The organism is Streptomyces sp. NPDC051286, from assembly GCF_044455345.1.
Lineage (GTDB): Bacteria > Actinomycetota > Actinomycetes > Streptomycetales > Streptomycetaceae > Streptomyces.
Genome location: NZ_JBITER010000025.1, coordinates 26,873 through 49,042 on the forward strand (window position 1 = coordinate 26,873; position 22,170 = coordinate 49,042).

Sequence of the window (22,170 nt, forward strand, 5' to 3'; positions counted from 1 at the left end):
CGGTCAGGACTTGGGCTTACGGGCTCTGCTCTGGGTCAGAGCGGCGCCCGTCAGGACGATCACGGCGCCGACCGGGGTGTTCCAGGTCAGCTGTTCGCCGAGCAGGGCGACCCCGGCCGCGGTGGCGATGACCGGAATGAAGTACGTGACCATCTGTGCGGTCGTCGGTCCGACCTCCTCGACCAGGCCGTACTGCATCAGTACCGCAAGGCCCGTACCGAGCGCCCCCAGCGCGACGACGGCGAGCGTCGGCAGCAGGGGGAAGCCCTCCGGGGCTGACGTGAACAGAGGGGTGACCAGGGCGATCTGTACGGTGCCGAGGAAGAGCTGACTGCCGGTCAGGGCGAGGGTGGACGACCCGCTGCCCGCCAGGGTCCTGCGGACGTAGATCCAGCCGACCGGGTAGCTGAGGGAGGCGAGGAGCGCCATCGACGTGCCGCTGAAGTCCAGCCCGGAGAAACCCTGCCAGGCGCCCAGTACCGTCAGCACACCGAGGAAGCCGAGGCCGAGTCCCGCCACGCGGCGACGGGTCGGCCGGTCCTCGGAGAGTGCGACGAGGGACAGCGCCATGCCCCACAGCGGCGAGGTGGCGTTGCAGATGCCGGCCAGTGTCGACGGGATGGTCTGTTCGGAGTAGGCGAAGAGTGAGAACGGCAGCGCGTTGAGGAAGAACGCGGCGACGGCGAGGTGGCCCCAGGTGCGGGCGGCGCGCGGCAGCCGCTCACGGCGCACCACCATGGCGACGGCCAGCACCGCCGTCCCCGACAGCAGTCGGCCGAGCGTCACCTGGAACGGGGCGTACGCCTCGGTGCCGACCTTGATCAGGAGAAAGCTGAATCCCCAGATGAGCGACAGCGCCGCGAAGCGGATCCGCCAGTCCAGTGCGGGGCGGCGTGCGGAGGAGGGAGCGGGAGCACCGGTCGCCCGGGTGGGGGCGGCGGTCGCGGTGGGGGCGGTCATGAGGACAACGATGACGAATTCAACCGCGTAGGACAAGTGAGACTTTATGTAAGGCTTCGCGTAGCATTGCTTACATGTTGAACCTCGAGCGTCTGCGCACCCTGGACGCCCTCGCCCGCTTCGGTTCGGTGAGCGGCGCGGCCGAGGGCCTGCATGTCACCACGTCGGCAGTCTCCCAGCAGCTGGCCAAACTGGAGCGCGAAGTGGGCCAGCAGCTCCTGGCCAAGAACGGCCGCGGGGTCCGGCTCACCGACGCGGGGCAGCTGCTCGCCGACCATGCCGCGAGGATCCTGTCCCAGGTCGAGCTCGCGCAGTCCGACATCGAGGCCCAGCGCGGAGAGGTGGTGGGCGAGATCCGGCTCGGCGCGTTTCCCACCGCAGCGCGCGGACTGTTCCCGGCGGCGCTTACCACGCTGCGCGCGGACCACCCCGAACTGAAGGTGCGCACCGCCGAGTTGGAGCCGGAAGCCGGCATCCGTGCCGTGTTGCGGGGCGATATCGACCTGGCGGTGGTGCTCGACTGGAGCAACAAGAGGCTGCCGGTGCCCGGCGGTCTGGCGATGGCCGAACTGCTCGACGACGCACCGGACATCGCGATGCCGGCCGGTCACCCGCTCGCGGACCGGACGGAAGTGGATCTGGAGGACTTCGCCGACGACGACTGGATCTCCTGGCCGGAGGGCGAGTTCTGTCACGACTGGCTGATGTTCACTCTGCGCTCCAAGGGAATCGAGCCGCGCATCGCTCATCTCGCGGGCGAACACCACACCCAGCTCGCGCTGATCGCCGCCGGGGTGGGCGTCTGCGTGGCGCCCCGGCTGGGGCGGGGGGCTGTGCCGGACGGCGTGCGGCTCCTGCCCGTGCGGCAGAAGATGAGACGGCACGTCCACGCCGTGTGGCGGGCGGACGCGGACCGCCGCCCGTCGATCAGGGCGGCGGTTGCGGCCCTGCGTGCGGCGGGCCGGGATTTCGACGCTCCGTTGAACGGGGACGGTGCGGCCTGACCTCATGGCGGCGGGGCGGTGGAATCAGGCCGGGTTTGCCAGTTTCCGGAAGTCCCAGGAGGTGATCGCCTCCGGGGTGAGCCGCAGCCACGCGTGCCGCCCGTCGTGCGGCATCGCGTCCGTCCCGAAGTACTTCGCCGCGAACAGCCGCTCCGGGAAGTCCAGTTCCGCACATGCCTCGCCGGTACGAGGGGCCTCGCCGACGAAGGCTGCCTCGCCCGAGAGCTCGACGCCACGCAGTTCTCCGTACTCCACCCCGTCGTCGACGACCACCGCGATCCTCGGGTCCTTGCGCAGCTGTGACCAGCGCAGGGACCGGGTGATCGAGTACAGCCAGAGCGAGGTGCCGTCCCAGGTGAACCAGAGTGCGCCGATGTGCGGGCGGCCGTCGGCGGAGACGGTGGCGACCCGACAGGTGCGCTGCTCCGCGAGGTATGTGTCGCGTTCGGCGTCCGTCATCATGATCCGACGGCCCCGTCGCTGAATGGCGGCCATGGGGCACCCCTTCCAATGAGCTGACTACGTGTCAGAAATCATGGTTCCTCTTCCCTCCTGGCGCAATGGCCGTTAGCCTCGCGCGCCCGGCCGTCAGCGGAATGACCGCCTGCAGACACCAGGAGCCACCGAGAGGGGCAGCCGTGCCGTCCAGGGAACAGCTCGCCGAGCAGCTCGATCCGGCCACCACCGTGCTTCTGACGGTCGAGTGCCAGCAGGGCGTCGTGGGCCCTGACAGTGCGCTGCCCGAACTCGCCGAGGAGGCAAGCGGATCCGGCGCCCTCCGCCATGTCGCCCGGCTGGTCGCAGCCGCCCACGAGGCCGGTGTCCAGGTGTTGCACGCGGTCGCTGAACGGCGCCCCGACGGGCGCGGTGCCAACCACAACGCCCGCCTCTTCCGGGCCGCCGGGCGCCTGCCCGTGCAGCAGCACTCCGGCACTACAGCGGTCCGGATCGCCGCGCCCATCGAGGTGGCCGACGAGGACATCGTCGTTCGCAGGCTGCACGGCCTCTCGCCCATCGCCGGCACCGATGTGGACGCGCTGCTGCGCAATCTCGGCTGCCGCACCCTCGTCGTCACCGGCGTCTCGGCCAATGTCGCCATCCCCAACGCCGTCTTCGACGCGGTGAACCTCGGATATACGGCGGTCGTGCCGTCCGACGCCATCGCGGGGGTGCCCGCCGACTACACCCCCGCGATGATCCGTCACACGCTCGCTCTCGTCGCCACCGTCACCACCACGCAGGACGTGCTGGGCTGCTGGCGGAGCCCCCAAAGGGCCGGATCCTGACCTACGAGGCGAGTGTGATCGAGTCGCCCTCGACCTTGATCGAAGCGGCGGGCAGCGGTTCGGTGGCCGGGCCCGCCGACACACTGCCCGTCGCGGCATCGAACTTGCTGCCGTGACAAGGGCAGTTGATCGTGCCGCCCGAGACGCTCGACACCGCGCACCCCTGATGAGTGCACTTCGAAGAGAACGCCTTGAACTCCCCGGCCTTCGGCTGCGTGACGACGACACCCTTGTCGGCGAAGACCTTTCCGCCGCCCTCGGGGATGTCGGCAGTCTTCGCCAGGACGCCCGCAGCACCCCCGGCACCGGCCTGTTCGACCGCAGCCGAGCCGCCCGAGTCCTTCGAGCCGCCGCACGCGGTGAGTACGGCGGCCACTCCGACGGCACCGGCTGCTGCGACGACGGTGCGACGCCCGGGACGGACCTCGTGCTCCTGCGATGCGCTCATGCCGGCATTCCCTTCCACGTTGTTCATGGCTCCGACCAGGGATACGCGCGGCCGAGGTCCCGTGTTCAACGGCTGAGGGATTTTTTCAGGAAGTCCCGCTCCAGGAGCAACAGATGGGCGGCCGTCTCCTCCTGGGTGACCAGGTGGGTCGACCCGGAGAGCGGCAGAACCGTGTGCGGTCGTCCCGCCGCCAGCAGCGCGGCGGAGAACCGCAGCATGTGGGCGACGGTCACATTGTCGTCGGCGAGTCCGTGGACCAGCATGAGCGGCCGCGTCAGCCGGTGCGCCTCGGTCAGCAGCGAATTGCGTTCATACGTCTCCGGGTCCACCTCCGGATGGCCGAGAAACCGCTCCTCCCAGTGGGTGTCGTACAGCCGCCGGTCGGTCGGTGCGGCGCCCGCGACCGCCGCGTGGAACACGTCCGGGTGACGCAATACGGCCGCGGCCGCGAGATAGCCGCTGAACGACCAGCCGCGCATCGCCACCCTCCCCGGGTCCAGTTGGGGATACCGCGCGACCGCCGCGTGCAACGCGTCCATCTGATCCCGCAGGACAGCCGTCAGCCGGTCGCCCCGCACGGATTTCTCCCACGCCTCGCCGCGCCCCGGAGTGCCACGCCCGTCTGTGACCAGCACCGCGAACCCCTGCTCGGCGAACCACTGGGCGACTGCGGTCCACCAGCCGCGCGCCTGCAGGACCAACTGCATGCCGTGGCCCGCGTACGGGCTGAGCAGGACGGGCAGCCGGTCGTCGCCGGGGCGGTGCCAGGACGGCAGGTACAGGTGACTGCGCAGTTCCCGCTCTCCCAGGCTCAGAGCAAGGGGCCGCGGGGTGACCACGGGAGTCTCGGCGAGGACTCCGATCCGCCCCGCCGGCGCACCGTCGCGCAGTACCGGCACCGTCTGCCCGTCCGGGGTCCTGCTGTCCAGTACGAGCGTGGGGCCGCCTGCCGCGGCTGTGTGCACACCCGGCGTCCCACTGATGCGTACGGGACCGTCGCCGGTCGACCCCGCCGCGTACGACCAGACATGGATGTCCGTCGGCTCCTCGCTCGCGGTGAAGAACACTCGGTCACCGACGGCGCCGACGACCTCGCGGACCTCCAGTCCCGGCGGTGTCGTACGGCCGTCGATGTCCAGCCCCTGGGTGTCGCCGCCGGGCTGCGCGGGGACGACGAGCGCCCCGGAGGCGAGGCGCAGCGGCGTACCCGGCCGAAGCGCGACCCACGCGGGATCGTGGGCGCGGTGCAGAGTCCGGGTCTCTCCCGTGGCCGGATCCACCGCCAGGACGTACACCGAGCGCTGATCACGCGTCTGTACGGAAACCAGCGGACCGTGCCGGTCCCACGCGGCCGTGGCGACATACTCGAACGCCGGGTCCGTCCAGGCCCCCTGCGGGTGGTCCTCGCCCGCGGCCGTGGGCAGCCGCACCGCGACCCGTTCGCCCGACACCCGCACCAGGTGCAGCGACACCTCCGCGTTCGCCGTGCCCGCCGCCGGGTACGCCACCGCGCGTGGCGGACGCTCCGGATTCGCCGGATCGCTGATGTACCTGCGCCGGACCATGGAGGTGTCCACGCGTGCCACCAGCAGCGCATCGCTGTCGGGGGACCACCAGTAGCCGCGTGGGCGCCCGAGCGACTCGGCCGACACATGGTCGGAGAGCCCGTACGTCACGTGCCCCGTCCGCTCCTCCGGTACGGCCACCGGCCGGTCGTCGGTCCCGTCGCTCCGCACGGTCCGCAGTGCGCCCCCGGAGACGTACGCGATCAAGGTGCCATCGGGTGAGGGCCGAGGATCGACCACGGGTCCGACGGTGGCGACCCGGCGCGGGAGGCCTCCGTCCGTCCGTACCACCCAGAGCTCGCCCTGGAGGGCGAAGGCGACGAGCCGGACTTCGACGTCCGTCGCGTACGACACCACTCCGGTCGACATCTCCCTGGCCCGCTCCCGGCGTGCCAGCTCCTCTTCCGGTACCTCGCCGGGGTCCGCGTCTTTGCGCCGCAGGGCGGGCGGGTCGGCGAGTATCCGCTCACCTCCCTCCTCATGCAGCCACAGGCGGCTCACCGGGTCGGTGCCGCCCGGCGTCCTGACGAAAAGAACCCGCCCGCCGTCGGGCGACACGGTGAACTGCCGGGGCACCCCGAGCGAGAAACGCCTGGTGCGGGCGGATTGGAGCGGCAGTCCCCCGGCCTGGACTGAGGCGGCTTCGGCCGTGGTCATCTCGGTGTTCCTCTCGGTCGTGATCTGCTGCGGTGACAGCATTGAGGCAGGTACCGGCTGTCGCGCAACGCATTTAACGCATGGCTGCTGCACCCTGGTTGCCTGCACGCCTCCGGCCACCGGATGAGCTCACTGCCGATGCCGGGCGAGGGCGGACCCGTCCCCCGGCAGCTGTTCACCGCCGGCCTTCTCGCCGCTCGGCCGCGACCGACGGCGAGAAGGACGAGACCGCGCCAGGACCTCGCCCATCGCCTGCTGATGCCCCGCGGCACGTCCTGGCTTCTGCCGCGGCGGCGGAGTTCGGACATCGCCGTGGATGGCGAAGCCCGGCCGCCGGATGGCCTGGGAAAGCGCTCACCGAAGTCACAGCGACCCGCTACCTCATGCCGCTGGGTGAGGAGGCGATCGTGGTGCGGCCTGGGCGAGTGGCTTGATCCGCCCCAACAGTGGACTGCAGGTTCGCTCCCGTCCTCACCCGACCTGGCACCGTCCCGGTCGCCCGGGTCGGCCGGCTTCGCGCCGCCCCCTGGCCCTTCGGACGGGTGACCGCCGGCCGCTGAAGCTTGCGAACCTGCGGAGAAAGATGCGCGGTCACACGGGCCTATTCCGCCCGATTTTCGGTCGCGGCCAGCGTCTCAGCGAACATTTACCGGCGATTTGGTGCGCGGTGTCCGATATCCGACCATGGAATGGATCCCCCGGCGGTTTCCGCAGCAGGCGTGCGCCCGCACGCTGGGCTGCCGCTGCACGCGGGCCGGGGGCCGTGGCGAGGCCCCGTGGGGCAGGCGACGGTACCCAGCACGAGGAAAGGCGCACCATCCCCATGCACGACACCGGAACCGTCCCGCAGTCGGCTCCGGCCCCGAGCAGCCCCGCTCCGGCCCCTACCCAAGGCCCCGCCTCCGCCCAGAACGGGCAGCTCCCGTCGCCGGAGCGCGAAGGGGGCAGCCGGCACGCCCGGCGGTTCGGGCTTCCGGTCGCCACCGCGCTGGTCATGGGCAACATCATCGGCGGCGGCATCTTCCTGCTCCCCGTGTCCGTCGCACCGTACGGCACCATCAGCCTCGTCGCCTTCGGTGTGCTGACCATCGGTGCCATTGCGCTCGCGCTCGTCTTCGGGCGGCTCGCGCAGCGCGACCCGCGCACCGGCGGGCCGTACGTCTACGTGCGCGAGGCCTTCGGTGATTTCGCAGGCTTCCTGGCCGCCTGGTCGTATTGGATCACCTCCTGGGTGAGCAACGCGGCGCTCGCCGTCACCGCCGTGGGCTACCTGGACGTGCTGCTGCCCCTGCATGATTCGCCGTGGCTGATGATGACCGCCGCGCTCGTCGTGCAGTGGCTGCCGGCTCTCGCCAACCTTGCCGGGACCCGTTACGTCGGCGCGGTGCAACTCGTCTCCACCGTGCTGAAGTTCGTGCCCTTGCTGCTGGTCGCGATCGGCGGGCTGTTCTTCTTCGACCCGGACAACCTCGGTCCCTTCCAGGCCACCGAAGGCGGCGCCCTCGGCGCGGTCTCGGCGTCCGCCGCGATTCTGCTCTTCAGCTACCTCGGCGTCGAGTCGGCGGCGGTCAGCGCGGGCGAGGTGCGCAACCCGCGGCGCAACGTCGGGCGGGCGACTGTCCTCGGAACGCTCGGCGCGGCGTTGGTGTACCTGCTGGGCACCCTCGCCGTCTTCGGTACCGTCGCGCACGACAAGCTGCTCACCTCCAGCGCCCCCTTCACCGACGCCGTCAACGCCATGTTCGGCGGCACGTGGGGCGGCGCGGCGGTCGCCTGCGCGGCGCTGGTGTCGATCGTGGGCGCGCTCAACGGCTGGACACTGCTCAGCGCCCAGACCGCGTACGCCGCCGCCCGCGACGGGCTGTTCCCGGCACGCTTCGCGGTGAAGCGGCGGGGTGTGTCGTCCTTCGGCGTGATCGCCACGGTCGTCCTCGCCTCGCTGCTGACCGTCTACAACTACATGGCCGGGACGGCCCGGGTGTTCGACATTCTGGTGCTGGTCACGACCTTCACCGCGACCGTTCCGTACCTCCTGGCGACGGCGGCCCAGCTGTACTTCCTCGTCTCGGGACAGCACGACCGGGTCCGCCCGGCTCGCCTCGCCCGCGACGCCGTGCTCGCGCTGGCCGCCTTCGGCTTCTCCATGTGGCTCCTGGCGGGCTCCGGCTACGCCGCCGTCTACCAGGGCGTGCTGTTCCTCTTCGCCGGTGTCCTGGTCTACGCATGGATGTCGGCCCGCAGGGCGCGCGCCTGACGCCTCGGCGGGGACCGGTCAGCCGACAGGCCAGGTGTGGACGGGCGCGTCCGCGGGTGCTGGCCGGAGGCGTCACGGCCGACTTCCTTACGCATCGCGTGCGGTGCGGTGCGCCATAGGTCCGCGGGCACCACGCCGGCCGGGGGAAGTCGCCGACGTTCAAGGCTCCCGCCAACCGCCCGTGGAGATTGCCGGTCGGGCGAACGGAGCCATGGCGTCGAGGGCGACGGGGCGACCGGCATTGCCCCTTTGGCGGCGGGTACCCGCACAGCGCTTGCGCAGTGGGTCCGGCGCACCAGCGCGGTCCTAGGGCGTGTTTCGAAAGTAGCGTCGTCCGCCCGTAGGGCGGGCCTGGCGGCGTCTGGTGCGTGCGATCGCAAGGCGGAGGGTCGCCCCGATACTGGGCGTATCGGGGTGAGCCCGACAACGCAGTGAGCGTGCGTGCCAGACGCCGCCAGGCAGGCGGTACTTTCGAAACACGCCCTAGGTACGTCAGGGCCAGGTCGGCCGATCAGGTGCCGACACCGCGATTCTGCGTAATCCCTTCGAGCAATGCGTTACCCGTAAAGGGCGAACCGGAACAATAAGGGACGGGTGGCGGAAGGGAGATCGACGGGAGAGTGGCGCATGCCCCTGCGGAAACCTAAGGTGCAGCTGAAGGCCCGGGCCGGGAAGGCCACGGTCAGTGGATACGGTGCGATGGATGCGCGCCTGCCCGTCAGCGAGCTGGCCGGGCAGTTGCTGCGCAAGGCTTTTCCCGACCACTGGTCTTTTCTCCTCGGCGAGATCGCCCTCTACTCGTTCGTGGTCCTGGTGCTCACCGGCGTGTACCTCACCCTGTTCTTCGACCCGAGCATGATGGAGAGCGTCTACACCGGTTCCTATGCGCCCCTGCAGGGCGTGAGGATGACGCAGGCCTACACCACCATCCTCAACATCAGCTTCGACGTGCGCGGAGGCCTGCTGATCCGTCAGATCCACCACTGGGCGGCACTGGTGTTCGTCGCCGCGATCGCCGTCCACATGCTGCGGATCTTCTTCACCGGCGCCTTCCGTAAGCCGCGCGAGGTCAACTGGATCGTGGGCGTGACACTGTTCGTACTCGCGCTCCTCGAAGGTTTCGCGGGCTACTCGCTGCCCGACGATCTGCTGTCCGGTACGGGCCTGAGGACGGCGGCCACCATTGTGGGGTCGATCCCTGTCGTCGGAACGTACGTGGAGCTGTTCGTCTTCGGAGGAACGTTCCCGGGCAATGACGTGATCCCTCGTCTGTACGCCGTGCACATCCTGCTCGTGCCCGGCCTGATCGTGGCGCTGATCACCGCTCATCTCATGCTGGTGGTCTACCTCAAACACACCCACTGGGCGGGGCAGGGGAAGACCAACAAGAACGCCGTCGGCTCACCGGCGTTCCCGCACTTCACCGCGAAGACCACGGGTTTCTTCCTCATGGTGTTCGGCGTACTGGCCCTGCTGGGCGGGCTCGCCCAGATCAACCCCGTATGGAACTACGGCCCCTACCGTGCCGACCAGGTTTCCGGTAACGCACAGCCGGACTGGTATGTCGGGTTCCTGGAGGGCGCGCTCCGGCTGATGCCGCCATGGGAGACCAACATCGCGGGGCACACCATCATGTGGAATGTGTTCATTCCGGCGCTCCTGCTGCCGGGCGTGGTCTTCACGGTGCTGTTCCTCTATCCCTTCTTCGAGAAGTGGGTGACGGGCGACCGCAGGGAACACCATCTGTGCGACCGGCCGCGCAACCGGCCGACCCGTACCGGGCTCGGCGTGGCGGCCATCATCTTCTACGCCGTTCTCCTGGTCGCCGGCGGCAACGATGTCGTCGCCTTCTCGTTCAGGGTTTCGGTCCAGGTCATGACCTGGATCCTCAGGGTCGCGCTGATCGCTGCCCCGCTCCTGGCGTTCGCGCTGACCAAACGCCTCTGCCTCGCCCTTCAGATGCGGGACCGCCGTCGGCTGACCGAGGGCGAGGAGACCGGCCAGGTGACCCAATCGATTGATGGCGACCTCTCGGAGAGCCACCGCACCCTGAGCCCGGCAGCCCGCTATCGCATCCTGATGCGTGATGTCCCGACGCCCCTGGAGCTTCCCGCGGAGGGTCCGATCTCGCGTCGGCGACGGCTTCGGACCGTATTGAGCGGGTGGTATTACAGGGACCTCGTGGAACTGCCCGCCACGGACGAGCATCGGTCCCGGATCGCCGCGAGGACCGCGTCGCCGGAGCCGGTTCGCGAGCCCGAGGACTGAGAGCCTGTCGGGTGACCTCCGATCGGAGGTCACCCGACAGGCTCTGGGAGCCGCCCTCAGCCCCGCACACGCGCGTACTGGAAGACCATTCCGAACACCCCCGCCAGGACCAGGCCCAACCCGATCAGGAAGAGCCACAGACCGAACACCACACCGAGAGCGAGCAGGGCCGTCCCCGCGGCTGTCAGCGACGGCCCGATGCTGTGCGGAGGAAAGAAGTCCACCGGGCCGGACCGTTCATGGATCTGCCCGTCCCTGCGGTCCTCGGGGCGCAGTCCCTTCCTCCGGTAGTTGGTGGCGAAGAAGAACGTGACCAGCAACGCCATGAGGAACGAGACGGTGAGAGCCGCCGTGCCTGTCGGATCGTGGGACCACACGGCGTAGAGAACATCGGTCACGAGAAAGAACCCCGCGACTCCGGCGAAGAGAATGGCCTCGGTCTTCATTCGCCCGACTCCTCCTCAGCGCTCGAAAGGGAGTGGGACCCGCCTCGGCCGAGGTCCGGCTTCTCCTTCAGGGGGTGGTGCAGGTCGAAGGCCGGCGAGTCGGAACGTACGCGGGGCAAAGCCCGGAAATTGTGCCTCGGGGGTGGACAGGAGGTCGCCCACTCCAGGGAACGGCCGAACCCCCACGGGTCGTCCACTTCGACCTTCGGTGCGTAACGGCTGGTGTGCCACACGTTGTACAGGAACGGCAGTGTCGACAGGCCGAGCACAAAGGAGCCGATGGACGAAATTGTATTGAGCAAGGTGAAGCCGTCCGCTGCGAGATAGTCGGCGTAGCGGCGGGGCATCCCGGCCTCCCCCAGCCAGTGCTGGACCAGGAAGGTCAGCTGAAAGCCTACGAACAAGGTCCAGAAATGAATACGTCCGATGCGTTCATCCAGCATGCGTCCGGTCAACTTGGGCCACCAGAAGTAGAAACCGCCGAACATCGCGAAGACCACTGTGCCGAAGAGCACGTAATGGAGGTGGGCGACGATGAAGTATGAGTCGGTGAGGTGGAAATCCAGCGGGGGCGAGGCGATCAGCACCCCGCTGAGGCCGCCGAGGAGAAATGTCACGAGAAAGCCGATCGCCCAGAGCATGGGTGTCTCGAACGTGATACTGCCGTGCCACATGGTGCCGATCCAGTTGAAGAACTTGACACCGGTGGGCACGGCGATGATGAACGACATGGCGGAGAAGAACGGCAGGAGAACGGCTCCCGTGGCGAACATGTGATGGGCCCAGACAACCGCCGAGAGCATGGTGATGCTGATCGTGGCCATCACCATTCCGAAATACCCGAACATCGGCTTCCGGCTGAACGCTGGAATGATCTCGCTCACCACTCCGAAGAAGGGCAACGCGACAATGTAGACCTCGGGATGGCCGAAAAACCAGAACAGGTGCTGCCACAGCAGTGCCCCGCCGTTGGCGGAGTCGAAAACATGCGCCCCGAACTTCCGGTCGGCTTCGAGGACGAGCAGCGTGGCAGCGAGCACCGGAAACGCGAGCAGCGCGAGGATCGAGGTGAACAGAACGTTCCAGGTGAAGATCGGCATCCGGAACATGGTCATACCGGGGGCGCGCAGACAGACGATCGTAGTGATGAAATTGACCGATGCCAGGGTCGTACTGATTCCCGACAGCACCAGGCCCATGATCCAGAGGTCTCCGCCGGCGCCGGGCGAGAAGACGGCACTGTTCAGCGGAGCGTAAGCGAACCAGCCGAAGTGTGCCGCGCCGCCGGGCACCATGAATCCGGACACCACGATGATTCCGCCGAAGAGAAAGAGCCAGTAGGTGAGCGCGTTCAAGCGAGGGAAGGCGACGTCGGGCGCGCCGATCTGCAGCGGCATGATGGCGTTCGCGAAGCCGCCGAACATCGGCGTGGCGAACAGCAGCATCATGACGGTGCCGTGGATCGTGAACAGTTGGTTGTACTGTTCCGCGCCGACAATCTGAAGTCCTGGCCGGGCCAGCTCCGCTCGCATAAGCATGGCCAACACTCCACCGAGCAGGAAGAACCCGAACGCGGTGACCATGTAGAGATTGCCGATGACCTTGTGGTCCGTGGTAGTCAGCCAGCCCATGAGCCTCACACCGGCATTGATGCGCCTGTTGCCCACCGGCTCGGCCGACGCGGCTTCCTGCAGCTCCTGCGCCATCGGTCCTCCGTCCCTCCCGGTTGACTCGATGGTGGAGCCTGCCACCATCGACGGCCCATACGACTGGCGGTGACACCTCGAATTCACCAGTTCACCGGTGCTCCGATCGGGTGTCCCATGGGCCCGACGGGTCCCGGATGCCCGGCGGTCATGAGTCAGACCGTCGTCACTTGGTGCGAGCGCCGGGCCGACCGGGTGACGGCCCGTCCGTTCGGGAGGGAATGCGCGACTGTGCTCTGGCAGCGGACCAGCGGATCCGGCCACGCAGCCGGTCCATGAACCGGGCGGCACCGAGGAGAGACGGGGGACTGGCCCGTACCGCAATCGCTGCACAGGAGGGCGGGCCGGGGGCCCGCCCTCCTGTCGTACGTGGTCACTCAGCCGCGATCGAGGTTCAGCCTTCCTGACATCACGGTGCTGGGGTCACCTGGAGCGGCTCCGACACCGACTTCACCGACATGCTCGGGAACTCGCCGCCGTATCCGACCCTGTTGAGTGCGACAACCCGGTAGAGGTACTGCGTGGACACCGATGCCGTCAGGTCGACGAAGGCGCGGGTCCCGTGGGTGTTCGGCTGGTCCAGCGGCGAGTCGACTGTGCCGACGTCGGCCCACGTGGTGCCGCCGTCACTCGTCCGCTGGACGATGAAGGAGGTCTCGTTGATCGAGTTGTCCTGCCACTCCAGCCGGATCCGGGTGCTCTCGCCCGTGCCCACGACGGTTGACGAGAGCCCGCTCGCCTTCGACGGCGGCAGCGCCAGCGACTGGGGACGCATCATGTCCATCTCCTCGTGGCTGAGGATGTGACAGTGGATGACGTACTCCCAGCCGAAGTTCACCAGCTTGTTGGTGATGGCTGCCGTCGGGTTGCCCTGCGGATCGATGTTGTTGAACATCGACGTGTTGCCAAGTGGCATCGTCGGATCCAGCAGCCGGACGGAGTTCGGCACCTCGAACGGCACCGTCGGCACGACCGGCCGCAGCGCGACGATCGTGTCCTCCAGCGGGCTCATCCGTACGGTGTCCTTCCACCCCAGCTCGTTGGCGTCGGGCTTGATGACGATGTTGTCCCAGGTCACCCGGTTGAGGACTTGGACGTCGTACAGGTGGAAGTGCATCGGGTGTGTGTCCACCCCGTTGTGGGTGAACCGCCAGATCTGCGTCCCGTCCTTGTTGGTGCTGATAGGCGTCATTTTCATGTCTGCCCTGGGCAGGTCGGTGCCGTCAATCAGCTCGGTCTGTGGGTTGATGTACGGGTACAACGTCGCGTTCTGCGCCCCCGGCGTCGGTGGCTGCGCCTCGACACCGAGGTTGGTTTGCATCCGACCGAAGTCGTCGAACGTCGTCGCGTTCATCTCGTCGTGGATGGCCTTCGGCTGCAGCGGCATCGTCATCTTGGTGTTCGGCGCCTTGAGCGTGTTGAAGCCGAACGCCGACGTGTCGTTCACGCGGACCAAGCCGTCACAGGTGTTCACGGACGTGTTCTTGACGTTGCAATTGCTGCTGGTGGCGAAGCTCGTGCCGTACGCCGAGTTGTAGGCCGCCTGCCCGACGATCACGGGGTTCTGCCCGGACTCGAAGACGCCCGAGCCGTCTGCATGGTGCTTGAAGGCGGCCTGCAGCTTTGCCAGGCTGAACGCCGGAGCCGGCGTCGTGTCCGCGATGGTCACCTGCATCACGGTGCGCGTGTTGGGCCCGTACCCCGGAAGGATCTTCGGTGCGCCGCCGGCCGAGCTGAGATCGGGTGCATCCGTGTAGTAGTCGTACGACGAGACACGTGCCGGGTAGGCCGCGGGTGCGTCGTTGTACAGGATGAGCGTCTTGCCGGCGAACTTTGAGAAGTCCACCAGCACGTCGGCCCGCTCGGCCGGCGCGACAGTCAGCGAGTGCTTGTCCACGTTGCCGACGTCGAAGCGCGTCGGGTCGGTGATCCAGGTAGTCGGCTGCTGGCCGTCGATGACAGCCGGCGCCGGCAGGAAGCCACCCTCGTTGGCGATCTGGATCCAGTCCGGCCCGACGGCGTCGTTGTTCGCGTCCGTCGGGGTGGGCGACACGTTCGGGTCGGTCTGCGCGGCCGCCAGCTCGTTCTTGTTCAGCGCCACCTCGGTCGTGCCGTCGCCCTGCGTCGGGTCGGCCTTGTACCACTGGAAATTGAAGAACCGGTCGCTCGCGGCGTTGACCAGCCGCATCCGGTAGGTCTTCGGCTGAAGCGTCACCTTCGGGTAGGCGACCCCGTTGACGATGGGGGTGTCGTTGAACTGTTCCATGCCCATCGAGATGTTCGGCGTGCCGGGGATCTGCTCCGGCTCGCAGAACGGGGCGGTCCGGTACTGCCAGGTCGACTCGTCGTCCAGCTTGCACTTCGGGTCGTAGTACGGGTTGGCGATCGGCCCGTACTTGGTGTCATGGGCCGGCGGCCAGAACCACGGCCCGTACATCCAGCGCCCGTACGAGCTCATGCCCGACGGGTCGCCCGGGTTCTGCGCAGGCATGTAGACGTGGTGGTACCAGAAGCTGCCCTTGGTGCCCCAGCGCTTCGTGTCCCAGGTGGGGTCCTGACCGTAGGAGATGATCGTGCCGTTGGCGTCCTTCTGGTCCTTGAGCTGGGAGTCGTCCGGCACGAACGTGCGGTCCTGGACGAGCAGCGGGATGGTGTCACCCGCGTCGGGGATCGTGCCGCTGTTGACCAGCGCCTTCTCCGTGTCGTCGGTGATGGTGTAGCCCGCGGCCTCGCCGGCGTACACGTTCAGCCGGGTGATGCCGTAGGAGTGGTCGTGGTAGAACATCAGCCGGGCGCTCTGCTGGTTGGTGTAGTAGAACGTCGAGCAGCCGTCGTCCTTCACGGCGCAGAGTGTCGCCCCGCTGCCATCCACCATGTCCGGCACGTTTTGCACGCTGACACCCTGCGGCCAGTCCGTGGTCTCGCCGGCCGGGGTGATCCACTGGTGCGGGGTGCCGTCGCTGATCCACGGCGTGATGCCGCCGTGCAGGTGCAACGTGGCCCGGTTGTCCGTGAAGCAGCCGGCCTTGTCGTTCGTGCACATCGGATTGCGCACCTCGTCCATGACGGTGCCGTCATTCTTCGGTGCGGGCATCGTCATCGGACCCATGCCGGCGCCCATGCCGGTGCTGTCGACCGGCAGGAACAGGTCACCGTCGGCGCCCTTCGGGAGCAGGTTCCGGAATACGATCCGCGCCGGCCGGTCCTTGGTCGCGGCGATGAAGGGGCCCATCCACTGCGGTGAGGTCACACCCGTGTACGGCAGCGGCTGCCTGGTGCCGTCCATCAGCTCGTTGTAGAGCGGGACCTTCCGTCCGGGCACCGCGTCCGTCGACAGCTGGACGTAACCTCGCACCAGGGTGGGCGGCAGGTCCGAGGAGAACCGGGTGAGGTACTGCACAAGACCGATGACGTACTCGTCGGCCGGCTTGCCCTTGGTGGTGACAGACTCCGGCACACCCACAGGGATGAACTTCTCCGACGGCTTCGTCGATGGTTCATGCAACTGTGCGACGTCAGGACACCCCGTGCCGTCCGCCCCGGGGTCGCAGGTGACCGGCAGCTTGTCCTGGAACTTCTTCATCCCGACCGAGAGATAGCCGGCCCCCGGGTCGGTGACCTTGATTCCACTGATCGCGCCGGTGTCCGTCACGGCCTTTGCCGCTGCCCCGGTGCCTCCCTTGCCCGTCGGGTCGGTGAGGGTGACGTCGGGCGTTCCGGTGTAGCCGGAGCCGATCCTGTCTACGGTGAGCGCCACCAGTTTCAGACTGCTGGAGACATTTGCCGGCGTCGCGCCGCCGATCGGGTCGGCCAACGTCCCGTTGCGGATCACGATGCCGGGTGCGCTGCTGTAGCCGCTGCCGGGGTCGTCGACGGTCACCTTCGTGACGCTGCCGTCGGCAGCGAGATCGCCCGGGTCGACGTGCCCCTTGGCCACTGTGCCGTTCAGGTCGTCAGGAAGGTCGAAGTCCACCGTCGGCATGGTGTAGCCCGACCCGCCGTCCGTGATCGTCACGGCGCCCACCCCACCGAAGGCCGTTGCGGCAGCACCGTTGCCGCCGCCACCGGTGATGTCCACCGTGAAACCGCCGTAGCCGCCGCCGCCCGCGCCAGCCGTGAGACCGACCACGGCCCCGGACGACTTGACGGTGGCCTTCGCGGTCGCTGCCGTGGTGCCACCGTCGATGGTGACCGACGTCGCGCCGGCAACGTAGTCGTGCCCTGGGGCGGTCACTTCGATGTCGGCGATGCCGCCGGTCTGCGGGTCCACCGTGGCCGTCGCCTCGGCGCCGGTCCCGGCGCTGGCCGGGGCCACCTGTGCCCCGAAGGAGTACTGCCGGTCCTGGGTCGGGTAGAGCGGGTAGTCGGCCGAACCCACCGTCACCGTGCCACCCTCGGTCGGAGGCACATTGGTCGGCGGGGATGTGGTGCTGTCGACGCCGGCCGGGTACATGAAGGTGTCGGTGTGGGAGCTGAGACCGGTGTCGACCGGGATGCCCTGACCGTAGAAACCGATGACGTCGCCGGTCTGCACGGCGACGTCGGGGACGTCGTACGTCGTGACCTCTCCGGTTGCCGCGGTCGGCTTGGGCACCGTCTTCAGCCCGCTGTCGGCCACTACGGTGTACTTGTCCGGTGTGTCTGTCGGCCGCAGGACGTAGGCATGGAAGAGGCCGCCCTCGGATGCCGAGGGGCTCCCTCCTGGCTTGACCTGGTTCCAGGTCTGGAAGCCCTTGAGGGTGCCGTCGGGCAGCGGAGAGCCGCCCAGGACGACGAGCACCGGCCCGAGTTTGCCTTGCGGTGTCGCGTAGTCGGTCGCGTGTGCCCGCTCGACCAACGGGTTTCCCACAGACATCGCGGTGGACTTGATGGTCACTTTGGCCTTCGACAGGGTCAGCGGGCTGTTGGCCCAGTTTGCCCACGGGCCGAAGTAGTGTGGGACCTTCGTCTCGTCCGTCGGGCTGCTCGGCCCGCTGGTGGCGGCCGCCTGCGCCTGCTCGACCGGCGACGGCGGCAGACCCATCAAGATCGCCACCATTGCCCCGGCGCCGATCAGCGCGACGGAGCGCCGTCTCCGCTTCCCCAACGGTCTCATTGCCTGTTTCCTGAACACGTCTTCCCTCTCCCCTTGGTGACCCGCCGCCACTTGAGCGCTCGGGTCCGGCCCCCTGGCCCCCTGGAGGAGGCGAGAACGAAGCCACGAGCACTGCCACCGGCCGGTGGCGCGCGCGGCAAGTCTGCGGCCGGCCGCTGAGGGCAGGGCCGAAGATGACGCGCCTCTCATCCAGATGTCATGACGCGGCGTCGCGAGGCCGGACGGCGCGGGACGTCGGCACACCGGACGCGTCATCGCCCGGCGTGCAAGACTGCTCACACAACGTCATCGCGGTCGCCGTCGACGGGTGTCGAACCGGCTCAATCCCGACATCGTTGCGAGATCGACTGTGGAACGCCGGGTGCGGCCCTTATAAGATCCGAGGACAGCCGCAGATGACAGCCCAGGGGGCGCTGTCGAGTGCGCGGCGGGGGAGGAGGTGGTAGCCACCATGGCTCGGCTGTTGGTCGTCGAGGACGAGGCGCGGCTACGTGCCTACCTGAAGCGCACGCTGGAAGCGGACGGTCACGTCGTCGACAGCGCGGGGTCCGGTCCGGACGCCGTACGCCGTTTACGAGAAGGCGAGTTCGACCTGGTCGTGCTCGATCTCATGCTGCCGGGGTTCGACGGTTTCGAGGTGATGCAGCGCGCCTTCGACCGACGACCCGACCAGCGGGTTCTCGTCCTGTCCGCCGTGATGGACGTCGCCACCCGGGTCCGTTGCCTGCAGATCGGGGCCGTCGACTTCCTCGGCAAGCCCTTCGCGACCGCGGAACTGGTGGAGCGTATCCGCACCAGGCTCCGTGCGTCCTCCACCAGCGTTTCCCAGCGGTGGCTTCACATCGGGGAGGTCACCCTCGATCTCGAGCGGCAGGCGCTCAGTGTCGACGGGAGAGAGGTGCCCCTGTCGCACCGCGAGTTCATGCTGCTGGGCCACCTCATGCGGCGAGCGGGGGAGGTGTGCAGCCGGCCTGAGCTCCTCGCGAGCGTCTGGGGCTACGCCGACGACCTTGGCAGCAACGTGGTCGACGCGACGGTCCGCCGGATCCGCAGCAAGGTTCCTCGGCCGGTCATCGAGACGGTGCGCAATGTCGGATACGCGTTCAATGCCGGCTGAGCGCCGACGTCTCGTCTTCGTCGGCTGGGTGCTGTTCGCCGCGTGCAGCCAGTTGCTGCTGCTCATCGCGCCCGCCCTCGAGACCGTGGTGTTCCACCTGGTGTGGATCAGCATGTCCATCGTCTACGGCGTCCAGAGCTGGTCGGTTCGTCGCACGGCCGTCGTGCTGACCGTGGTCACCCTGGTCACCGGTACTGCGCTGAGCCGGTTCATAGCGAAGGGCCACGCCGAGTGGGACGAACTGGCCGAGGTCCCGCTGATGGCGCTGGTGTTCCTCGCCATGGTCTGGCACGTACGCCGGCGGGCCGCTGCCCTCGCGGAGACGCAGAGCCTTGTCGAGCGCGAGCGTCGCGCGCAGGAGGTCAAGGAGCTGTTCGTCCGCAACTGCTCGCACGAGATGCGTACGCCGATCACGGTGGCCCGCTGCTACGCGGAGATGGTCCGGAACGAGCTGCCGACCCCGGAGAGCAAGGACGACCTCGACGTGGTGGTGGACGAGCTGGACAAGCTCGGCAGCCTCGCCGGCCGTCTCCTCGTCCTGGCCGACGCCTACGAGCCCACCACGTTCGAGTGGGGCCCCGTCGACCTCGGCTCTCTCCTGCAGCGGACGGTCCAGCGCTGGCGGCCCGCCTCGGACCGTGACTGGCTCCTGGACGCGCCCGCCGTCCTGGTCGAGGGTGACGAGTCCCGGCTCGAGGCTGCCCTCGACGCCCTGGTGGAGAACGCCGTGAAGTTCACCGTGGACGGGGACGCCATCGCGCTGCGCTGTCGCGCGACCCGCAGCGGTGCCGTGGTCGACGTGAAGGACACGGGCATCGGCTTCGCCCGGTCGGGGGCCGACGACGGGAGTGGCCAACCCCAGTCGTCGGGTCGCCCAGGCACCGGGCTCGGCCTGGCGATCGTGCGTGCCGTCGTCGAGGGGCATGGCGGTAGCCTCGCCGTGGTGTCCGAGCCGCCGAGCGGCTCGTTGCTCCGGATAGCGCTGCCGCTGCACCCACCGGCGGCCGAGCCAAGGCCGGCACCGGCCGGCCCGTCAGGGCAGCCACGCCTGCGAGCGGCTCAGATCGAGGATTCCGCCTGAACTCGGCTTGGTGAACCCCTGCGCCGAACTCGTCGTGGACGCCCTCGACATGGCCCACGGACGGGCCCGTCTGGAGCCCGGCTGCGTCATACACAGTGATCGCGGAAGCGGGTACACGTCGAACCAATTACGCGATCAAATACGGAAGTTGGGGATGCGGTAGAGCTGCGGACGCACCGGATCATGATTCGACAACGCCGCCGCGGAAAGCTTCTGGGCCCTGCTCAAGGAGGAGATCGGCACCCGCACCTGGCCCAACCGGGGGCGGGCCAGGTTTGACGGACTCCTCGGGGGTCAGGCTGACCGGAAGGCCAGTCGAAACTCCCCAGATTCTCCCCAGGACTGATCGGACGCGATACCTCAGGTTGCGCGACGCCCACCTGGTCCGTGGATTTCCAGGGGGTCAGGCCGTATAGCCTGGGGAAATGCTTACAGAGGTCATCGCGACGCGCTACGTCACGCCGCTGCGTGAGGGCGGTTCGCTCCCGGGCATCGTCGAAGCCGACGATCTCGGTACGTATGTCATGTAAGCTACGAGGTCGCGCCGGTCACCTGGGCTTTTGGTGTGCGTGACACCCCTGACCTGCGAGAACTCTTTGTCAGACCCTTTCAGTGGCTTTCGGCTTTGTGCCGCTGGAACTCCCCCACGGGCTCTCCAGGAGCTGGAAGAACTCCCCAGGAACTCCCCACCGCGCGGCGCTGGGCCCAGGCGCGGGCGGTGGCGCAGAAGTCCGGGCGCACACTGGTGACGGTGCCGGTGTGCCAGTCCTGTCCGCCGTCCCAGCGCCCGCAGAAGTCGGCGACGCGGTGGGCCAGGACGTCGCGGCGTTCGGTGATGGCCAGTGAGCCAGCACGGCGAACGACCTCGTCCGGCTGGTGGGCCGTGGGCCGGGAGAGCGGGGCCGGCACCGTGCCGAGGACGAGATGCGCGCCGTCACCGCCTTCGGTCGCCTGCTTGCGCAGCCCCTTGATGTAGCGGCTGGTCGAGAATTGGCCGCAGCGGTGGACTTCGCGGGCGAGGTACCAGCACACCTCGGCGGCCGGAGGTCCGTCCGCCTCGTCGACGGCGAGCGCGACAGGGACGGGGCAGTGGTGCCAGGCGCGGCGGCGCGCAGGATGCCGACCCGGTCGAGGACGCTGGGCGCGATCAGGAGACCCTTCTGTAAGAGCGCGGGTCCAGCCCCGTTGCCGCGGGCGCGGACAGGGCGGCGGTTCGACGAATTCGACGGCCACGTGATGCCCGCGGCGAGCGTGCGGGTCCAGGGCGCGTCCACCGCCTCGCGCGCCCGCGCCGCCGGCGCGGCGGCGCGCCCACGCCTGGGCATCAGGCGGGCAAGCCGTCGAAAAGGGCCGTTCATACGGGTTCCCGTCATGCGCGGGCGTCACGGTCAGCGTGGTTGGCGCAGTCCTGCGAGGAGGAGTGCGATCAGCTGGCGTGCGTCGTAGCGGGGGTCGCTTTCGGTGCCGATGCAGAGGTTTCCGATGCCGCGCATGAGGTGGTAGGCGTCGAGGCCGGGGTGGATCTCGCCGGCGGCGGCTGCGGCGTCGAGGAGCTGGGTGCACACCGGCAGGAGGCGGTCGAGGAAGTAGGCGTGCAGCGTCTCGAAGCCGGTGCTGTCGGTCTGCATCGCGGCGGCCAGGCCGTGCTTGGTGACCAGGAAGTCGACGAAGAGGTCGACCCAGCGTTCGAGGGCGGCGAAGGGTGTCGGGCCTGCCGCCAGCAGGGCCGGGCCGGTTTCGGCGCAGGTGTCGACCTGGTGGCGGTAGACGGCGATGACGAGGTCGGCCCGGTTGGGGAAGTGGCGGTAGAAGGTGGCCAGTGCGACGCCGGCTTTGGCGGCGATCTCGCGTACCGGCGCGTCCACTCCCGAGGTGACGAAGACCGCGGCGGCGGCGTCCAGCAGGGTCTGCTGATTGCGCCGGGCGTTTTTGCGCTTGGAGGTGGCCGAACTTCCCTGGCGCTGGCTGCTCTCGTTCACCACGGCACTCCTTTCAAGACCGGTCTTGCAAAGCGGAACCATGTTCCGTATCGCGCAGCCCGGGCGACAAGAGCCTGCTCACGCTGTTCGGAGCCGAGCACTCGCTCGGCGGCATCCCCGGCCACCAGGTTGCCGAGACGACCGACGAGAGCCCCGCGCGCGTCGCCCTGATCCAGCAGCTCACCACGGCCTTCTTGCACCGCACCCTCCACGGCGACGACGCCGCCTGGAAGGCGGCGGCCACCGCGCTGGAGGCCGCCCCCGAGTCGCTCGGGAACCTGCGGAGCAAGTGAAGAACCTCCCC

The 22,170-nt window shown here is 68.6% G+C and carries 15 protein-coding genes and 1 pseudogene; 7 read left to right on the plus strand and 9 right to left on the minus strand.

All coding sequences use genetic code 11. The annotated features are described in order from the left end of the window. Positions 1-3 precede the first annotated feature (3 nt). Positions 4-960, minus strand: a complete 957-nt coding sequence (locus ACIBB8_RS24050; RefSeq protein WP_398955289.1) for a DMT family transporter — start codon at positions 958-960, stop codon at positions 4-6. A gap of 74 nt (positions 961-1,034) precedes the next feature. Between ACIBB8_RS24050 and ACIBB8_RS24055 the strand changes: the two genes are divergently transcribed. After that, a complete protein-coding gene (locus ACIBB8_RS24055) occupies positions 1,035-1,964 on the plus strand; it encodes a LysR family transcriptional regulator (RefSeq protein WP_398955291.1) in 930 nt (309 codons plus the stop codon). Between the two features lie 24 nt (positions 1,965-1,988). On the opposite strand, the gene ACIBB8_RS24060 is transcribed toward ACIBB8_RS24055, so the two are convergent. Beyond that, positions 1,989-2,459: a pyridoxamine 5'-phosphate oxidase family protein gene (locus ACIBB8_RS24060; RefSeq protein WP_398955293.1), complete on the minus strand. Its 471-nt coding sequence runs from the start codon at positions 2,457-2,459 to the stop codon at positions 1,989-1,991. A gap of 143 nt (positions 2,460-2,602) precedes the next feature. On the opposite strand from ACIBB8_RS24060, the gene ACIBB8_RS24065 reads away from it, so the two are divergent. Further along, entirely contained in the window at positions 2,603-3,250 is a 648-nt protein-coding gene (locus tag ACIBB8_RS24065; protein ID WP_398955295.1) for a cysteine hydrolase, read from the plus strand. A gap of 1 nt (position 3,251) precedes the next feature. Here ACIBB8_RS24065 and ACIBB8_RS24070 read toward each other — a convergent pair whose 3' ends face one another. Next, positions 3,252-3,698: a Rieske (2Fe-2S) protein gene (locus ACIBB8_RS24070; protein WP_398955297.1), complete on the minus strand. Its 447-nt coding sequence runs from the start codon at positions 3,696-3,698 to the stop codon at positions 3,252-3,254. A 65-nt stretch (positions 3,699-3,763) separates the two neighbouring features. Then, entirely contained in the window at positions 3,764-5,920 is a 2,157-nt protein-coding gene (locus ACIBB8_RS24075; protein ID WP_398955299.1) for a prolyl oligopeptidase family serine peptidase, read from the minus strand. Positions 5,921-6,743: 823 nt separating this feature from the next. Between ACIBB8_RS24075 and ACIBB8_RS24080 the strand changes: the two genes are divergently transcribed. Further along, positions 6,744-8,174 carry an amino acid permease gene (locus ACIBB8_RS24080; protein WP_398955301.1) on the plus strand — a complete coding sequence of 477 codons (1,431 nt, stop codon included), beginning with the start codon at positions 6,744-6,746 and terminating at the stop codon, positions 8,172-8,174. Between the two features lie 627 nt (positions 8,175-8,801). Further along, positions 8,802-10,442: a cytochrome bc complex cytochrome b subunit gene (locus tag ACIBB8_RS24085; protein ID WP_398955303.1), complete on the plus strand. Its 1,641-nt coding sequence runs from the start codon at positions 8,802-8,804 to the stop codon at positions 10,440-10,442. A 56-nt stretch (positions 10,443-10,498) separates the two neighbouring features. Here the strand turns inward: ACIBB8_RS24085 and ACIBB8_RS24090 are convergent, their stop codons facing one another. The 3 genes from ACIBB8_RS24090 to ACIBB8_RS24100 all read right to left on the minus strand — a co-directional run bounded on the left by ACIBB8_RS24090 (position 10,499) and on the right by ACIBB8_RS24100 (position 17,689). Next, the gene (locus ACIBB8_RS24090) at positions 10,499-10,888 is read right to left on the minus strand and encodes a cytochrome c oxidase subunit 4 (protein WP_398955305.1); all 390 of its coding nucleotides are present in this window, start codon (positions 10,886-10,888) and stop codon (positions 10,499-10,501) included. Next, on the minus strand, positions 10,885-12,519 hold the full coding sequence (ctaD, locus tag ACIBB8_RS24095; protein WP_398955415.1) for a cytochrome c oxidase subunit I: 1,635 nt from the start codon (positions 12,517-12,519) through the stop codon (positions 10,885-10,887). The genes ACIBB8_RS24090 and ctaD overlap by 4 nt, the downstream gene beginning before the upstream one ends. A 484-nt stretch (positions 12,520-13,003) precedes the next feature. Then, positions 13,004-17,689: a multicopper oxidase domain-containing protein gene (locus tag ACIBB8_RS24100; RefSeq protein ID WP_398955307.1), complete on the minus strand. Its 4,686-nt coding sequence runs from the start codon at positions 17,687-17,689 to the stop codon at positions 13,004-13,006. Positions 17,690-18,140: 451 nt separating this feature from the next. On the opposite strand from ACIBB8_RS24100, the gene ACIBB8_RS24105 reads away from it, so the two are divergent. Both ACIBB8_RS24105 and ACIBB8_RS24110 read left to right on the plus strand, forming a co-directional pair. Then, positions 18,141-18,806: a response regulator transcription factor gene (locus tag ACIBB8_RS24105; protein ID WP_398955309.1), complete on the plus strand. Its 666-nt coding sequence runs from the start codon at positions 18,141-18,143 to the stop codon at positions 18,804-18,806. After that, the gene (locus ACIBB8_RS24110; protein ID WP_398955311.1) at positions 18,796-19,887 is read left to right on the plus strand and encodes a sensor histidine kinase; all 1,092 of its coding nucleotides are present in this window, start codon (positions 18,796-18,798) and stop codon (positions 19,885-19,887) included. Before ACIBB8_RS24105 ends, ACIBB8_RS24110 begins: the two co-directional genes overlap by 11 nt. A gap of 609 nt (positions 19,888-20,496) precedes the next feature. Here the strand turns inward: ACIBB8_RS24110 and ACIBB8_RS24115 are convergent. Both ACIBB8_RS24115 and ACIBB8_RS24120 read right to left on the minus strand, forming a co-directional pair. After that, positions 20,497-20,919 (minus strand): hypothetical protein, encoded by a 423-nt coding sequence (locus ACIBB8_RS24115; RefSeq protein WP_398955313.1) that lies wholly within the window; start codon positions 20,917-20,919, stop codon positions 20,497-20,499. 356 nt (positions 20,920-21,275) lie between these two features. Next, positions 21,276-21,866 (minus strand): TetR/AcrR family transcriptional regulator, encoded by a 591-nt coding sequence (locus tag ACIBB8_RS24120; RefSeq protein WP_398955315.1) that lies wholly within the window; start codon positions 21,864-21,866, stop codon positions 21,276-21,278. 56 nt (positions 21,867-21,922) lie between these two features. Here ACIBB8_RS24120 and ACIBB8_RS24125 point away from each other — a divergent pair. After that, a pseudogene (locus ACIBB8_RS24125) lies at positions 21,923-22,159 on the plus strand (chlorophyllase); the annotation flags it as partial. Positions 22,160-22,170: the final 11 nt, after the last annotated feature.

Bases quoted from the DNA above. Each gene is read 5' to 3' on its own strand.
- ACIBB8_RS24085 (WP_398955303.1), top strand. From the start codon at position 8,802: ATGCCCCTGCGGAAACCTAAGGTGCAGCTGAAGGCCCGGGCCGGGAAG.
- ACIBB8_RS24075 (WP_398955299.1), bottom strand. From the start codon at position 5,920: ATGACCACGGCCGAAGCCGCCTCAGTCCAGGCCGGGGGACTGCCGCTC.
- ACIBB8_RS24050 (WP_398955289.1), bottom strand. From the start codon at position 960: ATGACCGCCCCCACCGCGACCGCCGCCCCCACCCGGGCGACCGGTGCT.
- ACIBB8_RS24090 (WP_398955305.1), bottom strand. From the start codon at position 10,888: ATGAAGACCGAGGCCATTCTCTTCGCCGGAGTCGCGGGGTTCTTTCTC.
- ACIBB8_RS24100 (WP_398955307.1), bottom strand. From the start codon at position 17,689: ATGAGACCGTTGGGGAAGCGGAGACGGCGCTCCGTCGCGCTGATCGGC.
- ctaD (WP_398955415.1), bottom strand. From the start codon at position 12,519: ATGGGCTGGCTGACTACCACGGACCACAAGGTCATCGGCAATCTCTAC.
- ACIBB8_RS24080 (WP_398955301.1), top strand. From the start codon at position 6,744: ATGCACGACACCGGAACCGTCCCGCAGTCGGCTCCGGCCCCGAGCAGC.
- ACIBB8_RS24105 (WP_398955309.1), top strand. From the start codon at position 18,141: ATGGCTCGGCTGTTGGTCGTCGAGGACGAGGCGCGGCTACGTGCCTAC.
- ACIBB8_RS24055 (WP_398955291.1), top strand. From the start codon at position 1,035: ATGTTGAACCTCGAGCGTCTGCGCACCCTGGACGCCCTCGCCCGCTTC.
- ACIBB8_RS24070 (WP_398955297.1), bottom strand. From the start codon at position 3,698: ATGAGCGCATCGCAGGAGCACGAGGTCCGTCCCGGGCGTCGCACCGTC.
- ACIBB8_RS24110 (WP_398955311.1), top strand. From the start codon at position 18,796: ATGCCGGCTGAGCGCCGACGTCTCGTCTTCGTCGGCTGGGTGCTGTTC.
- ACIBB8_RS24060 (WP_398955293.1), bottom strand. From the start codon at position 2,459: ATGGCCGCCATTCAGCGACGGGGCCGTCGGATCATGATGACGGACGCC.